This is a genomic window from Enterococcus sp. DIV0806c (assembly GCF_051710905.1).
Taxonomy (GTDB): domain Bacteria; phylum Bacillota; class Bacilli; order Lactobacillales; family Enterococcaceae; genus Enterococcus_B; species Enterococcus_B mundtii.
This window is the reverse complement of the sequence record NZ_JBIOLO010000001.1, coordinates 1,871,868-1,890,277: the sequence shown is the minus strand read 5'-3', so window position 1 is coordinate 1,890,277 and position 18,410 is coordinate 1,871,868. Positions and strand designations below refer to the sequence as shown.

The 18,410-nt window shown below is 38.8% G+C and carries 14 protein-coding genes; all 14 read left to right on the top strand.

Annotation, left to right across the window (positions count from 1 at the left end):
- The first annotated feature begins 78 nt into the window (after nucleotides 1-78).
- Nucleotides 79-831: a DeoR/GlpR family DNA-binding transcription regulator gene (locus IGK77_RS08940; protein WP_074799321.1), complete on the top strand. Its 753-nt coding sequence runs from the start codon at nucleotides 79-81 to the stop codon at nucleotides 829-831.
- Nucleotides 828-1,742, top strand: a complete 915-nt coding sequence (gene pfkB, locus IGK77_RS08935; RefSeq protein WP_074799320.1) for a 1-phosphofructokinase — start codon at nucleotides 828-830, stop codon at nucleotides 1,740-1,742. The genes IGK77_RS08940 and pfkB overlap by 4 nt, the downstream gene beginning before the upstream one ends.
- A gap of 18 nt (nucleotides 1,743-1,760) precedes the next feature.
- Entirely contained in the window at nucleotides 1,761-3,689 is a 1,929-nt protein-coding gene (locus IGK77_RS08930; protein WP_074799319.1) for a PTS fructose transporter subunit IIABC, read from the top strand.
- A gap of 190 nt (nucleotides 3,690-3,879) precedes the next feature.
- Nucleotides 3,880-4,437 carry a hypothetical protein gene (locus IGK77_RS08925; protein WP_074799318.1) on the top strand — a complete coding sequence of 186 codons (558 nt, stop codon included), beginning with the start codon at nucleotides 3,880-3,882 and terminating at the stop codon, nucleotides 4,435-4,437.
- Between the two features lie 32 nt (nucleotides 4,438-4,469).
- Complete coding sequence (locus IGK77_RS08920; RefSeq protein ID WP_438713152.1) at nucleotides 4,470-5,498, top strand: hypothetical protein; 1,029 nt, start codon at nucleotides 4,470-4,472, stop codon at nucleotides 5,496-5,498.
- Nucleotides 5,498-6,088: a hypothetical protein gene (locus IGK77_RS08915; protein WP_074799316.1), complete on the top strand. Its 591-nt coding sequence runs from the start codon at nucleotides 5,498-5,500 to the stop codon at nucleotides 6,086-6,088. The genes IGK77_RS08920 and IGK77_RS08915 overlap by 1 nt, the downstream gene beginning before the upstream one ends.
- Nucleotides 6,088-6,612, top strand: coding sequence for a hypothetical protein (locus IGK77_RS08910; protein ID WP_081355904.1), 525 nt, complete (start codon nucleotides 6,088-6,090; stop codon nucleotides 6,610-6,612). Before IGK77_RS08915 ends, IGK77_RS08910 begins: the two co-directional genes overlap by 1 nt.
- 28 nt (nucleotides 6,613-6,640) lie before the next feature.
- Nucleotides 6,641-7,243 carry a hypothetical protein gene (locus tag IGK77_RS08905; RefSeq protein ID WP_071866267.1) on the top strand — a complete coding sequence of 201 codons (603 nt, stop codon included), beginning with the start codon at nucleotides 6,641-6,643 and terminating at the stop codon, nucleotides 7,241-7,243.
- Nucleotides 7,244-7,264: 21 nt separating this feature from the next.
- Nucleotides 7,265-7,507, top strand: a complete 243-nt coding sequence (locus IGK77_RS08900; RefSeq protein ID WP_071866268.1) for an LPXTG cell wall anchor domain-containing protein — start codon at nucleotides 7,265-7,267, stop codon at nucleotides 7,505-7,507.
- A gap of 1,106 nt (nucleotides 7,508-8,613) precedes the next feature.
- Entirely contained in the window at nucleotides 8,614-10,818 is a 2,205-nt protein-coding gene (locus IGK77_RS08895) for a hypothetical protein (RefSeq protein WP_438713151.1), read from the top strand.
- Between the two features lie 105 nt (nucleotides 10,819-10,923).
- Entirely contained in the window at nucleotides 10,924-11,295 is a 372-nt protein-coding gene (locus IGK77_RS08890; protein WP_074799314.1) for a hypothetical protein, read from the top strand.
- A gap of 205 nt (nucleotides 11,296-11,500) precedes the next feature.
- Complete coding sequence (locus IGK77_RS08885) at nucleotides 11,501-13,663, top strand: hypothetical protein (RefSeq protein WP_074799313.1); 2,163 nt, start codon at nucleotides 11,501-11,503, stop codon at nucleotides 13,661-13,663.
- Nucleotides 13,664-14,097: 434 nt separating this feature from the next.
- Nucleotides 14,098-16,341 (top strand): DNA helicase PcrA, encoded by a 2,244-nt coding sequence (pcrA, locus tag IGK77_RS08880; protein ID WP_074799312.1) that lies wholly within the window; start codon nucleotides 14,098-14,100, stop codon nucleotides 16,339-16,341.
- Nucleotides 16,342-16,361: 20 nt separating this feature from the next.
- On the top strand, nucleotides 16,362-18,404 hold the full coding sequence (gene ligA / locus IGK77_RS08875) for an NAD-dependent DNA ligase LigA (RefSeq protein WP_438713150.1): 2,043 nt from the start codon (nucleotides 16,362-16,364) through the stop codon (nucleotides 18,402-18,404).
- The last annotated feature ends 6 nt before the right edge of the window (nucleotides 18,405-18,410 follow it).

Sequence of the window (18,410 nt, the reverse complement as noted above, 5' to 3'; positions counted from 1 at the left end):
TTTTTGAATGTTTTTGAATGAATCTTGTTGAATGTTAAATCAAAATATGCTAGAATCTATCGTGAGGTGATCGTGGAAATGCTTACAGAAGAACGTAAACAGAAAATCCTACAACTATTGGAACAACATAAAATTGTCAAATCCCAAGAGTTAGTAGTCTTGTTAGATGCTTCTGAATCAACGATTAGACGGGATCTTCAAGAGCTAGAAGATGAAGGGTTATTGCAACGTATCCATGGAGGAGCAAAAAAAGAGGATCTTTTAGGTTTTGAACAAAACATGAGTGAGAAAACGCTCAAAAACGTTCATGAAAAACAAGTGATTGCACGACTAGCAGCAGATCTGGTGAATGATGAAGAAGTCATTTATCTTGATGCAGGATCAACTACGTTAGAGATGATCCCCTTTTTAAAAGATAAACGGATCACTGTTGTAACTAACTCAGTAAAACATGCTGCTGCGCTAGTTGATCTACAAGTTTCAACGATCGTCCTAGGGGGGCAAGTGAAACTCTCAACGAATGCAGTATTAGGAGCTAATACACTTGGCCAATTACGGGATTACCATTTTAATAAAGCATTTATGGGAATGAATGGCGTTCATCTTGAACGTGGATTCACTACCCCAGATCCAGAAGAAGCAGCGGTCAAACGCTTAGCAATTACAAATGCCCAAGATAGTTATGTTTTACTTGACCATACGAAGTTCAATAAGCAAACCTTTGTTTCTGTTGCACCACTGCAAGATGCCACGATCATAACCGAGCGTTGTCCACTAGAATTTCTTGACGACTACAGTGAACGGACGACAATTAAGGAGGCAAATCAATGATTTATACAGTAACGCTTAATCCATCCATCGATTTTATCGTACGAGTAGATGGATTAAAACTCGGTGATTTAAATCGAATGACCGAAGATTTCAAAGTCCCTGGAGGAAAAGGGATCAATGTTTCTCGTCTATTGAAGCGAATCGATTCTGATTCGACCGCTTTAGGATTTCTTGGTGGTTTCACTGGGAATTTTATTTCTGACTGGTTGAAAGAAGAACAAATCGCGACAGCTTTTACACAAGTGGAAGAAGATACACGGATCAACATCAAACTTAAGTCTGATTCTGAAACAGAGATCAATGGACAAGGACCAACAATCTCAGATCAAGCCATTGAACGTTTGAAAGCAGAATTAGCAACAGTTGGAGCAGACGATATCGTGGTATTGTCAGGAAGCGCACCTGCGAGTTTACGTGCGGGATTCTATCAAGAATTGATTGAGATCATCCGTGAAAAAGGTGCTGAGTTTGTGATTGACACCACCGGCGATGATTTGAAAGAAGCATTAAAAAAAGAACCGTTATTGATCAAACCAAACAATCACGAACTAGCTGAATTGTATGATGTGACATTCCATTCCGTTGAAGATATCATTCCTTATGGCAAGAAATTACTAGCAGAAGGAGTAAAAAATGTGTTGATCTCAATGGCTGGGGACGGTGCTTTATTGTTTACAAAAGAAGGAACCTACCGTTCAAATGTATTAGTTCGACCATTGAAAAATTCAGTGGGTGCCGGAGACTCGATGATTGCTGGTTTTATCGGTTCATATAGCAAACATAGAGATGCGGTAGAAGCCTTCAAGTGGGGCGTGGCATGTGGAAGTGCAACTGCTTTTTCGGATGATTTAGCGGTTCGTTCATTCATTGATGAATTATTACCAGAAGTAGAAATAACAAAAATTGATTAATATCGTGGGGGATAAATCATGGAAATCAAAGACTTAATGATCAAAGATGCGATGATCATGGATCTACAGGCAACTGATAAAAAAGGCGCCATCGATGAAATGGTCCAAAAAATGTATGATGCAGGTCGTATCTCAGATATCGAAACTTATAAACAAGGGATCTTAGCTCGTGAAGCTCAAACATCCACTGGGTTGGGCGATGGCATTGCAATGCCACATGCGAAGAATGCGGCTGTCAAAGAAGCAACAGTTTTGTTTGCGAAAAGTAATAAAGGCGTGGATTATGAAGCACTAGATGGTCAACCAACTTTCTTATTCTTTATGATCGCCGCACCAGAAGGAGCAAACGACACACATTTGCAAGCATTAGCTGCTTTATCACGTTTGTTGATCGATCCAGATTTTGTTGGAAAATTAAAAGAAGCAGGAACACCGGAAGAGGTCCAAGAATTATTCCAAACAGCGGAACAACAAAAAGAAGCAGAAGCGGTAGCGGAACAAGAAGAAGCAGCACAAACAGCGACTTCTTCTAATAAAAAATTTGTTGTTGCAGTTACTGCATGTCCAACAGGGATCGCCCATACTTACATGGCTGAAGATGCGTTGAAGAAAAAAGCCAAAGAGATGGGTGTTGAGATCAAAGTTGAAACAAACGGTTCAGAAGGAATCAAAAACCGTTTAACTGCTGAAGATATTGCCCGTGCAGATGGCGTTATCGTTGCGGCTGATAAAAAAGTCGAAATGAATCGTTTTGACGGAAAAGAATTAGTCAATCGTCCAGTAAGTGACGGTATTCGAAAAACGGAAGAATTGATCAACTTAGCTGTCAGTGGTTCAGCACCAGTTTTCCATGGTGATGGAAAAGAAAATTCTTCTGACGAAGGAAATGCAGATGGAACGATCGGCCAACGAATCTATAAAGATTTGATGAATGGTGTTTCTCACATGTTACCATTCGTTATCGGCGGTGGGATCGCCATTGCATTATCATTCATGGTCGATCAGTTCATGGGTGTACCACAAGATCAATTAGCCAACCTTGGGAATTACAACCAAGCAGCAAGCTGGTTCAATCAAATTGGACAAGCGGCATTTGGCTTTATGTTACCAGTTTTAGCTGGATTCATTGCGTCAAGTATTGGTGACCGTCCTGGATTGATCGTTGGTTTTGCAGCGGGAGCATTAGCAAATGCTGGCGGTGCTGGGTTCTTGGGTGCCTTGATTGGTGGTTTCTTGGCAGGTTATGTGATCGTCTTCTTACGTAAATTATTCAAAAACTTACCTAAGTCACTGGAAGGAATCAAAACGATTCTATTCTATCCTGTATTCGGATTGTTGATTACCGGTTTCTTGATGTTGATGGTCAATGTACCGATGAAAGCACTCAATGATGGCTTGAACGGTTTCTTGTCTGGACTTAGCGGTTCAAATGCTGCGTTATTAGGCGCATTACTTGCTGGGATGATGGCTGCCGATCTAGGTGGACCAATCAATAAAGCAGCATATGTGTTCGGTACAGCAACATTAGCAACCACTGTCGCAACGGGTGGTAGTGTTGTGATGGCTTCCGTTATGGCGGGAGGAATGGTTCCACCATTAGCTATCTTCGTTGCAACACGTTTATTCAAAAATAAATTCAGTAAAACAGACCAAGATGCTGGGTTGACAAACATTGTTATGGGGCTCTCTTTCGTAACCGAAGGATCGATTCCATTTGCCGCAGCTGATCCAATCAGAGCAATTCCAAGTTTCATTATTGGTTCTGCATTGACAGGTGGTTTAGTGGGAGCTTTTGGTATCAAATTGCTAGCACCACATGGTGGGATCTTCGTTGTCTTCTTACTAAGTCATCCGATTATGTATCTTGTATTTATTTTAATTGGTGCAGTGGTCTCCGGTATTATCTATGGTTGGCTAAGAAAAGCACCTGCCGCTGTTGAAGCTTGATATAGTATAGTTGTTTAATAGAAATAGTCGAATCTTACTAAAGTATAATTCTTTAGTAAGATTCTTTTTTTAAAAAAAAACACTATACCAAATAAGTTGACTTATTACTTCTTTTCATAGTATCATCGTTTTGCAATCAAAATCTAATCTATCTAATTTTTTCTTTTTTAAAAAATATGTGGAGGTAATTATGATTATAATGAATAAAATATCTATATTACTAGTTTTTTTTTATTTAAGTCTATTACCAATCGTTTATTATTACGCTAGAGACATACAATTTGAAGTCAATGATTCTCATGAAGCAGGAGAAGATATCAATCATTTTGAACATTCAAAAAATAACGAAAAAGAACAAGAGCTATTTATTCAAAAAGAAGAAATTCTATCGGATTTAGAAAATGGAACCGAGTGGGAAACGTTTGACTATGTGATGACTGAAGATGTGAATAATCATGGATTTGAACAAATTGAATCCTTGAATGGGCTTGGGACTGAAGGGAATCCCTATACTGCTGGAACAGCTACTGAATTACGTGATGTGCTAAGAGCAATCAATTCAAGTCCTTCAAATGGCGTTTATCATGTTGTTCTGACGAATCATATCTTGTACCAAGATTCAGATGTCTTTGAGATAAGAAGAAATTTAGTGGTCGACGGGCAGGGATTTCACATGCTTTACTCTAATAGTTCTAGTAGTACAGCGATTAATACGGGATATCGAATCCAAAGATCTGGGGACATGTGACACTTAGAAATATGAATTTTGGAAGCGATAGCATGACAGATGCCGCTGGAAGAATCTATGACAATAATACCTACTATGGAATTATTGGATCTGGAAATGTATCAGGAATAAACTTTACGGCAGTTTTTGAAGATGTTGATTATTATGCAAGAACAGGTGCGCAACCACTTTTGTCTTGGAATCAAGAGTCGACGTTTATATTTAAAGGAGAGAACCATTTTACTAGTCGAGCAGGAACAAATAGCCAGGAATTTATGGAAGGTTATAATCTTGTTTTTGGTTCAGGTACAAAAACAACGATTGATCATCAAACGGAAACCGATTCAGGATTTATTCATGGATTTGGTACTGGAGGTTCGAATGGAGGTAATAGGCGAATAGAAGTCGTGATCGAAGAAGAGGCAGAAGTGTCAATTCTTTCATCAAAGCAAAACTTGACACATGGTGCACCATTGATTTTTACAATCGCTGACAATGCAAAATTCTTCTATCGACAAACAGCGAATCGGGCACTTAATTTTTCCGATTCACATGCTACAACGATCAATATCGGTAGAGACGCTCAAACAACATTCTTAAGCAACGGCCCGATCAATTCAGGTAATTCAGTAACTTTCAATGTCGATGAACCGGAGTTTATCCATTTTGAAAATGTCGGTACAACCAATCGATTATTCGCCCGAGATATGACGCTCAATCGCTTAGATGGTGTTCCAGGTGTTACTGGAGATTACCAGATTAATTATCTTGATCATGACCAAGGCGTAGGGAAAAAGCAAATACCAGGAAGGGCGACACAAATCTTGGCAGACAATCAGTTTAGTCTCATAGGGTTGCGACAAGCGATTTACCAAAGAGGTGTTCATTTTACGTGGGACAGCATTCCAAATGTACAGATCGGCAAAAGTGAACTATTGACTACGATTCATCCAACAAGCCAGATTATTAAAGAGGTCCGCTATAAGCTTAGCACTGAACGTCTTTGGAGTGGAGATTCGGTTACCTCACCTGTGCTGCCCAAGATGCGATTGCACAAGCAAACCTGGATACACCAGGAGTGATGTCAGTCGAAAATACAACAAGCTTGTCTTGGCAGAATGAACAATTACGGGCAGGTACGTATTATGTGTATGTCCAAGTGATTTTTCAACAGATGGCTGACGGAGCGGTTGCAGGGCAAGAGATGGAGCCCTTATCGATTGAGAGTTTATGGGAGGAAAAAGAAGTGATGATTGTCCGCAGTCCGATACATGTAGAAGTGCCTCTGAAAAAGATATTTGAAGTTCGTGAAGCTGGAACTTTTCATCAAGAGGAACATAGCCAACCAATCATTACCCATAGTAATTTTACCATTGATTTTACAGTGACACATATTGCTGATCACTCGATTGATCCGACAATTTCATTGGTTGTTCAGATACCAGAAGTGGAGGGGGATCATTTGTTATTGAAGTTGAGTACAAATGATGGTCAAGCATTTGGGCCGTTGATTGTAGGTGAAAATCGACCGGAAGCGATCACATTAGAACCGTTCTTAAAAGATCCATTAGAACTTTTCTTAAAAGGTGAATTCGCTGGATCGATTTTCAAGAAACATGAAACAGATTTTAGATTGACTTATACTCTGACAGCAAAAGGAGACGTGGATTAATGGAAATAGGGATGAATAAACGAAAGAAAACTCTGATTATTATATTGGTAAGTCTATTATTACTGATTAGTGGTTGGCTGATTTATCGATATTACTTTCAAAAAACACCTGAACCAGTGACACTTGTCAGCGGGGAATTCCTTCCAGATGGAAAAGATGCGCAACGAATCTCAGAAGAAGAGTTGTTAGAATTATCGCAAACAGCAGTTGATAGAAGTAAATTCAATCTAATGATTTCACCAGAGGCGACGTTTAATCACCGAACGCTGCAAGGTGAATTGATGATCAAGAACCCACTTGAAAATGGCCATCCCATCAATGTGGAAATACGAAAACAGAGTAATGATGAACTTGTTTATACATCTGGCGCAATCCAGCCAGGGTATGAAATAAAAGAGGTAACACTTGAACAGTCACTGGAGAAAGGAGAACATCCATCTGTAGCAATGTTTAGCTTATACGATCCAGATACGAATCAGAAAAAAGGACAAGTAGCAGCTGGAGTAACACTAGTCATCGAATAAAAAATACATTAGATAGGGGAATATTAGGATGAAAAAGAAATTATTAGCAAGTGTATTCGTTTTAGGAACAACTGCGGGAGCGTTTGCACCAACGACGATTTTAGCATCGGATGTTATTGGAGAACCAACGGCAGATATTCAAATCAACGGTTCTTTGGGGTTGGACAATACAGATCCTGAAGAAGAAATCGAAGAAGGTGATACAAATTGGATCAATGTCACACTGGACACTGCGACAATTTTTTATAATCTTGCAGGCACAACCAGCATAAATTCACCAACCTACAATATCGCCAATAATTCTGGTCGACCAGTAGCAGTGTCTGTTAAAAATTTTGCAAGCAATTCTGGCGATTATTCCGCTATCTCTGCCTTAGATATTGTTTCGCCATCACCTTTATCAGCGTCAAGAAGATTGATCGCCAACGGTCAACTGCAAGATTTCACACCTGAATCATCCGGAGTGATATTCACTTTAGCAAATCGTGAGGGGAGATTGACAGCTACTGGTGATACATCAAACCCGACCTCTACTACTTTTAGCTATAGTGGTGCTGTCACATCAGCTAATATTTCAGAAGCAAATCCGTCATTTACACTGACACTTCAATTAGACGCCGTGAACTTTTAATCCTAAGTTAGAGGAGATACTATGAGTACTACGACGATTGAATTGAATGGGAGGCTAGGTGTAGAAACACCGACACTTGCACCAGTACCCGAAGAATCGCCTACAACCGAAAGAAATCAGGTGGCCCGTACAGAAGTGAAGGTGGTTCAACCAATGCCACAGACAAATGATCAAACAGGTATATATCTTTCACTTTTAGGATTCGTGTTGATTTTTATGATCGTAGGGGGATTGTTTCTGAGACATCAATTGGACAATACTTGATTCAAGAAATAAAACTTACAAAACAAATCCTTAAAAATCCAAATCAGTAGGTATTGAGAAGGTTTTAAGTAAAAAGAGCAGAAAGAAGATTAACATCTCTTTTCTGTTCTTTTTTCGTCATAGAAAAGACCTTAGGGCGGTCACATGCTTGCTTCAATTGAAATGTAAACACTATTGAAAACCTGTTGTGAATAGAGCGATTCCATATATCGAAAACAGCCATTCATTCGTAACGTTTTATTTTAATTTGAATAAAAGATATCGTACTAGTAACATATCGTACTGATTTGAATTCTCCCAATGACAAAAATCGGTTGACTCGATAGATAGATTTCATGCGGCACTTATTACATAAATAACCTTGGAAAAAATGAGTCTCATCTATGAGACTAAAAAATTATTTGTTATTTTTTGTATTATTTTGACAATCCATAAATAGTGATCAAGTGTGAATGGTTCGGCTGTTTAGCTAAAATAATACCTCGCTTAACATTTTTATAGAGGGAAATTAATTTTTTGTTGTTTATATAACGATCGTTTTCAGCGTTTTGCCATAGAACATGTTTTGACTATAAATAAAGGAGTGTAGTATCATTATTTTGCAATCTGTTTATAATCTAATTTTAATCAATATAAATAAGCACGAAAAACAAGTAAAAATTTACTAGATTATTGTTCGTGATCTAATTGTCTATAAAGGGTAAGGCTTGCTTGAATCAATATGAAGGTTTTCATATGACTATTATGATCAAAATAACTCAAATAAATAAAATCAAGATTATCAGCGGGAGGAAATTGTCAAAAAAAGGGGAATAGGTGAGTTGCTACAAAGGGAATCGGCTTTAGATGGATGAAGAGTTGTGACAGAATCGTCCACAAAAATGATTGAAAAAATATTATATGTTCATCAAATGAATAAAATGTGCGTCATCTATTAATTGTTACAGTGATTCTTCAATGGATTTCCTTTTAGAGAAGCCATTGAAACTCTATTTAAGAGTGCATTATTCAGAATTTAGTCATCGAAGACATGGAGTCAGCTGAGAATTTTAGTATCAATTGACTTCGCGATGATCTGAGACAAACAGTAGGAAAAGGAGGTCGTTATGAAAAAAATATCACGTTTACTTATTTTTGTTTCTATTATTTGTTTTACTAGCTCAACGATGAGTCATCATTTTGCTCTAACGGAGACATTTGAAAGCGACAAACCATTAACAGTAAACAATTCGGAAAGTGTAAGCTCGGATGATTCATTAAATATACCAACAGAAGATGATAGCTGGTCGTATGAAGAAATAAACGAAGTCCCTACAGACGCTCAAAAAAACTTTTCCGATAAAAACGATGAGAATGTTATACCAGCAACAATTTTAAATGATAGCTCTGATCAGCCAATTACTGCCTATGCAGGAAACGGAACTGAGATTGATCCTTATTTGGTAGGTTCTCAGGCCGAAATGATCAGCGCTTTGGCTATGATTCAAAATGATCCTGGTACTGGGACCTATTATATTGAGTTAACGGGCAATATTATTTATGAAGGAGCCACCATTGTTTTTAATATTTACAAAGACGTAGTAATTGATGGGAAAGGCTATTATGTATTGCATAATAATGACAGCCCTTCTAGAGCTGAAAGATTATTCAATGTGGCTGTGGCAGGATTAAGTGTTACACTCAGGAACATGAATATTGGCAGTGATACACTGATGGATAGTAATGGTATACTTTACAACAAAAACCCCTCTCGTTTGATCTATAGAGAAAGTGTCAGTCCATCTTCTATTTATGATGTATCTGTAATTATTGAAAATATCAATTACTATGGAACAGTCTATTTTGATGTGATTTACGCAGCAAGAGTGACATTTAAAGGGCATAATTCATTTAGAAATGCGGGAAGATTTGTCATCAACCAGCAAGTATTCTTTGCGGAAAATTCCACAACTGCAATTTATGCGATGCAACCTTCAAGTTCTATGATAGATTACTGTTTTTACCTGAGTAATTCTAGTTTAAACGAACCATTTGTCATTGACAGAAATGCCGAATTATCCATAGTAACACCTACTCCTAAAGCAATATCTGCAATAAATTCTATCAGGATGGATATAAGAACCGAGGCGAGACTATTTGTTTATACGACGCACCCGACAGCTATTTCATCCTATATGATTTATCACACTCAATATTCTAGTGCTGTTGGTACAATGATACTAGTTGGACCAAACGCTACTGTCGTACATGAGAGTCAAACGATGATCGGCAATTCTTATACATTTATGGCTGATAAACCGAAGTATATCCTTTTTAGAGCAGCAGCAAGACAAACATTAACTGGAAGAGGGATATTTGCAGTTAATCGACTTGATACAGCAAGTGAATTTGGTGGTCATTACCAAGTTAGCTATAGGGTCGCCAATACTCAACTTGGCAATTTAAGTGTATTTCCAAATACCACAGTATCGAGGGATTTAACTACTGTCTATAGTGGTGGTTCAGGCACTTATGATATTATCTATCAGCCGAATTTTGTGATTGACGAGATTCAAGTAGAACCAGAGGTGGGTATAGATATAAGTAATTTAACCACTACCATCAATACAACGATTCCGCCTGAGCGACCGCTAACAAAGCACGATTTCAAATTAAGTAAGCAACGGTTGTGGACAGGTAGTTCAGTCAATAATCAAACAGCACAAACTCAAATCAACAATGCTACCCTTACAACGAATGGAATGGTTGCTGTTCGATCTTCACCTACTGAAAGTTTATGGCAAGAGCAAAAACTTTATGCTGGCACCTATTATGTCTACGTGAAAGTAACTGGTCAATTACATGAAGATCCTGAACTAGCACATTTACCAAGTGAAAGCTTTTGGTATGAAGTCGTTATCGAGGTGCCAAAAAGTCCATTAAATGTCGAAGTTCCTTTAGAAAAAATCTTTAAAATTCGTGAAGAAGGGCAATTTGATACGATTGCATCCTCTCAACCGATTATCAGCCACAGTAATTTTCCGATCAATTTAACGGTAACCGAAGTCGTGGAACATGCCACAGCTTCACCTGTGACATTGGTGAATGAAATTCTATCTGGCGCAAACAAACAGCTACGTTTGCACTTAGGGACGACGAATAACCAAGATTCTGGTTCTCTAGTTGTGGGACTGAACCAAGCGTCTCCCATTGAAATACTTCCATTTTTAGATAATCCGTTGCATTTGTATCTCAAGGGGGAATATGCTGGGTCACTCCAGCAAAAACATGAGGTCAGCTATTCATTTGTTTATCAGTTGACAGCGAAATAATCAAGCAAAAATAAGCAGATGATCAGTCGAAACGTTTGATTTTTATAGATATAAGGGGAACATTTGAAGCTGGTTATCTTTGAATAGAGAGGGGTAAGGAATATTATGGAGACAAATATAGAGTTAAAAGGCGAATTAGGTATCGTGGATAGTCGACCGCCGACTGAAGAAATTAAACCACCCCCTGGAGAAAGTCAGCCATCAACAGAGGAGAGTAGTTCTTCTGAGGAGCGCACATCAACGACGGATTCAACGAGGACAGATGAGCAACTTGAACAAATAAACGATACAAACACAGCAATTCGAACAGATATCCAAGGGAGTACCCAAATACCGATCAAAGTCGAAACGCAAACGATTGATTATTTTCCAAAAACCAATGAACAATCGGAACCTTTAGTTGTGACGTGGGTAGGTATTTTCCTTGTGTTTGCTGTGATCAGCTATCGAATTATTGATCGTAAAATGAACAAATGATTTAGTGGAGACAGCGATTGAAACTGAACTGATTTTTTAGTTATTTATGTCATCGCTTACAGGCTGGTCATCATTAAACTGAATAATGAAGTGAATAACTAGTGAAGAGTATCAGGAGTTTTCAGATAAAAAAGGGTGAACTGGCTTATAGTAAGCGTTGAACTCTCTATGAATCAATAAAAAAATCTCATACATGGAGGTAAATATGAAACAACATAAAAGGTGGCTTATCTATTGGACATTTTTGTTGTTCACTCAACTATTATTTTTGAATCAATTAGTTTACGCTGAAACTGATTTAGTAGATGGAAAAACTGAATCAAGTATTGTACAAAGCGGACAGAGGGACCCTAATTTTTTGGGAAGTGATCGCAATTCAGTAAATGATAATGGAGAAGGGACTCTATCAGAATCTAATCAAGTGGCTAGAGCATATGGTGGAAGTGGGACAGAAACCGATCCTTATACAGTAGCTTCCCGAGACGATTTGATTGCTGCGTTAAATGCGATAAATACCGATGCCGGTAGCGGACCTTATCATATTAAATACACTGCTAATATTCTTTTTTACGCTTCAGGTGTCCATGATATTCATAAAGATATCATCATTGACGGGCAAGGGTTTTACATGCATTCTTCCAGTACCAACCAAGGATCTTATCTCTTTCGAGTACAAGTCCCAAACGTAAATGTAACCATCAAAAATCTTAATTTTGGTAAAAAGGGCTATGTAATTCCTGGAGGGTCAGAGATAAGTTTGCTTCCTACATCTGGAATATTGACTTCTGCTAATGTGTCCATTCCGTTTCATTTAAGTGTAGAAAATATTACGATTTATACGAATTATGGTGGTCGTCGATTTTTTACTAACAACCAAGAATCTACAATTACTTTTTACGGAGAAAATATAATCACTATTGATGGTTCTTTTCTTCCAATCTATAGTTCGATGATCGACATGTGGCATGTGACATTTGCAGAAAATTCTAAAACGTATCTGATTTCTGATGATAGACTCGTTAATTCAGCGATATTTAGTACTCAATTAGCAACCGGTCAAAGTTCGGCTGATCAAAGATTACAAATTCAACTAGAAGATCGTTCGGAAGTAATCATTAATGCCAATATTCCTCAGTTAGGCATTACACCTGTGGGATATGATCTATTTATAGGAGAAGGCAGTAAGCTAAGTTATGAAAGTGAGGGGTTAATGGAATTTGGGCTTGCCAAGCAGTCTTCAACCACGGTGTCGGAGATAAATGTTGCTAAAGATGCACAGTTGACTTTCAGCACTTACTCCACGTTTAATCCCCTTCTAACGCCTAGTTCTAAAGTCTTGTTTAATGTGAATGAGCCTGAATTGATCAGGTTCAAAAAAAGAAGTACGTCAGTAACTAGTTCAATTAGTAGTGGAATAGAAAAAATTCAAATCAACCGTTTAGATGGGCAATCTGGAGAAATCGGTGGCTATCAATTCAATGCGGAGGATCGGTATAATCAACCGATTTCGAAAGATATTGCGACAGAACAACTTGTTGATTTGTATACGCTTGGTATAACGAATGAAGTGATTTACCAAAAAAAATTCGATATTCCAACAGTTGAGACTAGTCCAGAGGTTGATTTAGATGTGAGTGAACTGACCACGACAATTGAGACGGTGACACCAAGCAACCGCCCGTTGACGAATCATCAATTTATACTGAGTAAAGAACCGCTTTGGTCAGGGATGTCCATCAACACAGAGGCGGCTCAATCGCAGATTACTAGTACTACCCCTGCAACTAGTGGTGTAGTAGCAATTGAAACTTCAGAGACTGAAAGAACTTGGAAACAAGAAAAATTACGCGCTGGCACCTACTATGTCTATGTGAAAGTAACAGGAATCATGCAAGAAGATCCAGAACTTCAGAAATACTTAAGTCAAAGTTTGTGGAAGGAATTCGTAGTTGATGTGCCTAAGAGTGTGCTGAGTGTGGAAGTACCTTTGGAGAAATTCTTTACTGTCCGTGAAGCAGGAGAATTTGATGAACTGGCCGCCGCCCAACCAATCATCAGCCATAGTAATTTTCCAATCGATTTTTCAGTGACTGAAGTAATTGACCATTCAATTGAAGAAACGCCAGTGACTTTAGTGAATAATGTAGTGCAAGACGCCCATAAACATTTACGTCTTCATTTAGCAGCGACAAATGGGCAACATTCTGGGCCATTGATTCTTGGTGAAAATCAATCAGATTCAATTGAAGTATTGCCTTTTCTTGAGAATCCCTTAAAACTATACCTTAAAGGAGAATATTCTGGTCCCATGACGGATAAACATGATGTGAGATACCGGTTCATCTACAAACTAAGCGCTCAAAGTTGAACTTAGTAAATAGATGTTGCCATGTACGGAAGAAGCGGTGAACGCAGCTTGTTATTAATTTGAAAACTAAATAAGGGATGTTTTAGGAGAGGGATCTTCAAACGAAAGCCAGAAAATCTAAAAATGGGCATATTTTAGATTTTCTGGCTTTTTTAGGATGACAAAGTAGAACAATAGACCAGACTGCTTTTTTGACCTTTTTCTGACATGATACAAGGGTTCTTTATTCATTTATGAATGGTCAAAATGGACGCCTTTTGAAATTCTTCAAAATTTTGTAAAACCGATGGTTAGACGTATATTAAAGTAGAATATTTCTTTTTTATTCTAGGTTCTTCACAAGATATAAACAAGCTTTCACAAGAAGATTCCCTTTATTGAACCGCATGATAATGCTATAATTAGAAGGATTGATAATAGAAAGGATGTTGTGAATGTCATCCAAAGAAAACTTATTAAAGGGAATGAACCCTCGTCAAAAAGAAGCGGTTCTACATACGGATGGCCCGCTTTTATTGATGGCTGGCGCCGGTAGTGGGAAAACCCGCGTTTTGACGCATCGAATCGCTTATTTGATTGAAGAAAAAGAAGTGAATCCGTGGAATATCTTGGCGATCACCTTTACCAATAAAGCGGCGAAAGAAATGAAAGAACGGGTCAATGCCATTTTAGAAACAGGCGGCGAAGATGTTTGGGTATCTACCTTTCACTCCATGTGTGTCCGTATTTTAAGACGTGATGTGGATTATATCGGGTATAACCGAAACTTTACGATTATTGATTCTTCCGAACAATTATCGTTGATGAAACGAATTTTGAAGGAACTGAATATCGACCCTAAAAAGTACGACCCAAGAAGCCTTTTAGGTTCGATCTCGCAAGCAAAAAATAGCTTATTGTCACCAGAGGCTTTTGCCAAAATGCAAGGCAGTTACTATGAAGAAATTGCTGCGAAATGCTATGCAGCATACCAGAAGGAACTCCAATACAACCAATGTATGGATTTTGATGATCTGATCATGAATACGATCCGTTTATTTGATGAGCATCCAGATTCATTGACGTATTACCAAAACAAATTCCATTACATCCATGTAGATGAATATCAAGATACGAACCATGCACAATATACGTTGGTCAATCTATTAGCCGGACGTTTCAGAAATCTTTGCGTAGTAGGAGATGCAGATCAAAGTATTTACGGTTGGCGTGGAGCAGATATGCAAAACATCTTGGACTTTGAAAAAGATTATCCAGATGCTGCGGTGATCTTGTTAGAACAAAATTATCGCTCAACAAAAACAATCTTGAATGCAGCGAATCAAGTCATTGAAAACAACAGCAATCGCAAACCCAAAAATCTATGGACTGAAAATCAAGATGGGAATAAAATCACCTACTATCGAGCAGACAATGAACGTGACGAAACACGTTTTATTGTAGAAAGAATGCAAGAAGAGATCCAGATGAATCGTCGGAATTATGGAGATTTTGCCATTCTTTACCGAACAAATGCCCAATCGCGTGTCATGGAAGAAACCTTACTGAAAGCCAATATTCCGTACAAAATGGTTGGAGGTCATAAATTCTATGATCGAAAAGAAATCAAAGATGTTTTGGCGTATCTTAATGTGATGGCTAATCCTCAAGATTCACTGAGTTTTGAGCGGATCGTCAACTCACCAAAACGTGGCATTGGACCAGGATCGGTGGAAAAACTCCGTAGCTTTGCCACGATGCACGAATGGCCATTGCTAGAGGCTGCAAGAAATGTTGAATTAGCGAACATCGGTGGAAAAGCCGGAACACAATTAGGCTCTTTTGGCGAGATGATGCACCAATTGACTGAAATGATCCCTTATTTGACCGTCACAGAGTTAACCAAAGAAGTGTTAGAGCGTAGCGGCTATTTAGATGATCTAAAAATCCAAAATACCTTAGAATCACAAGCACGTATCGAAAACTTGGAAGAGTTTTTGACCGTGACACAAGAATTTGATAAACAATTTGAAAAAGAAGGATTAGATAATGCAGAATCACCAGAAGACAAATTGACCGTATTCTTGAATGATTTAGCGCTTGTTTCAGATCTGGATAATTTAGAAGAAGAAACGAAACAAGTAACATTGATGACATTACATGCGGCTAAAGGATTAGAATTTCCAGTGGTATTCTTGATTGGTTTAGAGGAAGGGGTTTTTCCGCTTTCACGTGCCTTGATGGAAGAAAGTGAATTGGAAGAAGAACGTCGATTGGCTTATGTGGGGATCACCAGAGCCGAAGAAGCATTGTTTTTAACAAATGCCTTTTCGCGAACGTTGTATGGACGCACGCAGTACAATCGCCCATCACGTTTCTTAGAAGAAATTGATCAAGAATTATTAGACATCCATGGCATGCGTCCAACACCGAATGCGTCTCAACCGTCACCTTTTCGTACGAATAACGCGACACCTAAGTACCAACAACCAACAAAAGCAGGTGTTTCAGCAAAAGTCGCTACATGTGGCGAAACAGGTGGTTGGAAACCAGGAGATAAAGTCAAACATAAAAAATGGGGACCAGGAACAGTGGTTAGAGTAAGTGGTGACGCAAAAGATCTTGAACTTGATATTGCTTTTCCAAGTCAAGGAGTCAAGCGTGTATTAGCCGCTTTTGCACCAATCGAAAAAGTTTAGTTCAATAGGGGGAGAAAAAGATGGAACACGAAATGACGATCGATGAAGCAACAAAAAAAGCAGAAGAACTCAGAGTGCAGTTAGATCGTTGGTCTCGTGAGTATTATGTGTTGGACCAGCCAACAGTAGAAGATTATATCTACGACAAAACCTATGCCGAATTAGTGGCGATCGAAGAACAATATCCAGACCTGATCACCGCAGATTCACCGACACAACGAGTAGGTGGAAAGATTCTTTCAGCATTTGAAAAAGTCACACATGACATTCCATTATATAGTTTGAACGATGTCTTCAATAAAGAAGAACTATTAGCATTTGATCAACGCGTCCAAAAAGCAATCGGCCATCCAGTCGATTATTGCTGTGAATTGAAAATTGATGGTTTATCGGTATCCTTGCGTTATGAGAATGGTGAGTTTGTTCGGGGAGCAACTCGTGGGGATGGTTCTGTCGGCGAAAATATCACGGAAAATCTGAAAACTGTACGCTCTGTTCCAATCAAATTAAAAGAACCAATGAGTATTGAAGTGCGTGGCGAATGCTTTATGCCAAAACGTTCATTTGTAAAATTGAACCAAAAAAATGAAGAAGAAGGTAAAGCAGTCTTTGCCAATCCCCGCAATGCTGCAGCAGGTTCCTTGCGCCAGTTAGATTCCAAGATCACAGCAAAAAGAAATCTTGATACGTTCTTATATACCGTAGCCGATTTTGGACCAATGCAAGCCACTACGCAATACGAAGCGTTAGAAGAATTAGACAAGATCGGTTTCCATACGAACCATGAAAAACGGCTTTGTCACTCAATCGAAGAAGTTTGGGCGTTCATTGAGGAATACCATGAAAAACGAAAAGCCTTACCTTATGAGATCGACGGGATCGTTATTAAAGTCAATGACTTTTCAATCCAAGACCAATTAGGTTTCACGGTCAAAGCCCCACGTTGGGCAACAGCCTATAAATTTCCACCTGAAGAAGTAGAAACGGTCATCGAAGAAATCGAATGGACGGTCGGCAGAACGGGTGTAGTGACACCGACAGCGATCATGACACCAGTTCGTGTTGCTGGAACGACGGTCAGTCGCGCCAGTCTGCATAACGGGGATTATATCCAAATGAAAGATATCCGCTTGAACGATACTGTCCAAATCTATAAGGCAGGGGATATCATTCCAGAAGTCGCACAAGTCATTTTAGATAAACGTCCAAAAGACAGCGAGCCTTATAAATTGCCCGAACATTGCCCTGTCTGTCACAGTGAGCTGGTTCATTTAGATGAAGAAGTTGCCTTGCGTTGCATCAATCCGAAGTGTCCCGCACAAATGAAAGAAGGACTGAACCATTTCGTTTCCCGAAATGCGATGAACATCGATGGCTTAGGCCCAAGAGTCTTGGAACAGATGTACGATAAGAAACTAGTCGCTGATGTTGCCGATCTCTATAAACTAACAGAAGAAGAATTATTGACGTTAGACAAAATCAAAGAAAAATCAGCGAATAATATTTTAACAGCGATCGACAAGAGCAAAGATAACTCGGTAGAACGCTTGATCTTTGGTTTAGGTATCCGTCACGTTGGCGCAAAAGCAGCGAAAATCTTAGCAGAGCATTTTGGCGATTTAGAAACGTTGAGTCGCAGCGATTTTGAATCAATCATCCAATTAGATACGATTGGGGATATTATTGCAGATAGTGTAGTGACTTATTTTGACAACGAAGAAGTCCACGAGTTGATGGAAGAGTTAAAACAAGCAGGTGTCAACCTTGAATACAAAGGGATTCGTTCGACACAGCTGAAAGAAGTAGAATCGCCGTTCAAAAACAAGACGATCGTATTGACGGGTAAACTAACTCGATTCACAAGGGAAGAAGCCAAAGAAACGATTGAGAATCTTGGCGGAAAAGTCACTGGTAGCGTGTCGAAAAAAACAGATATCGTTGTCGCTGGCGAAGATGCGGGTAGTAAATTAACGAAAGCCCAAGAGTTAGGGGTCGAGGTTTGGACGGAAGATCAAATGGCTGACGCGTTAGCAGAGAGTCATCCTGTCGAGGGAGCAGAATAATTTTTC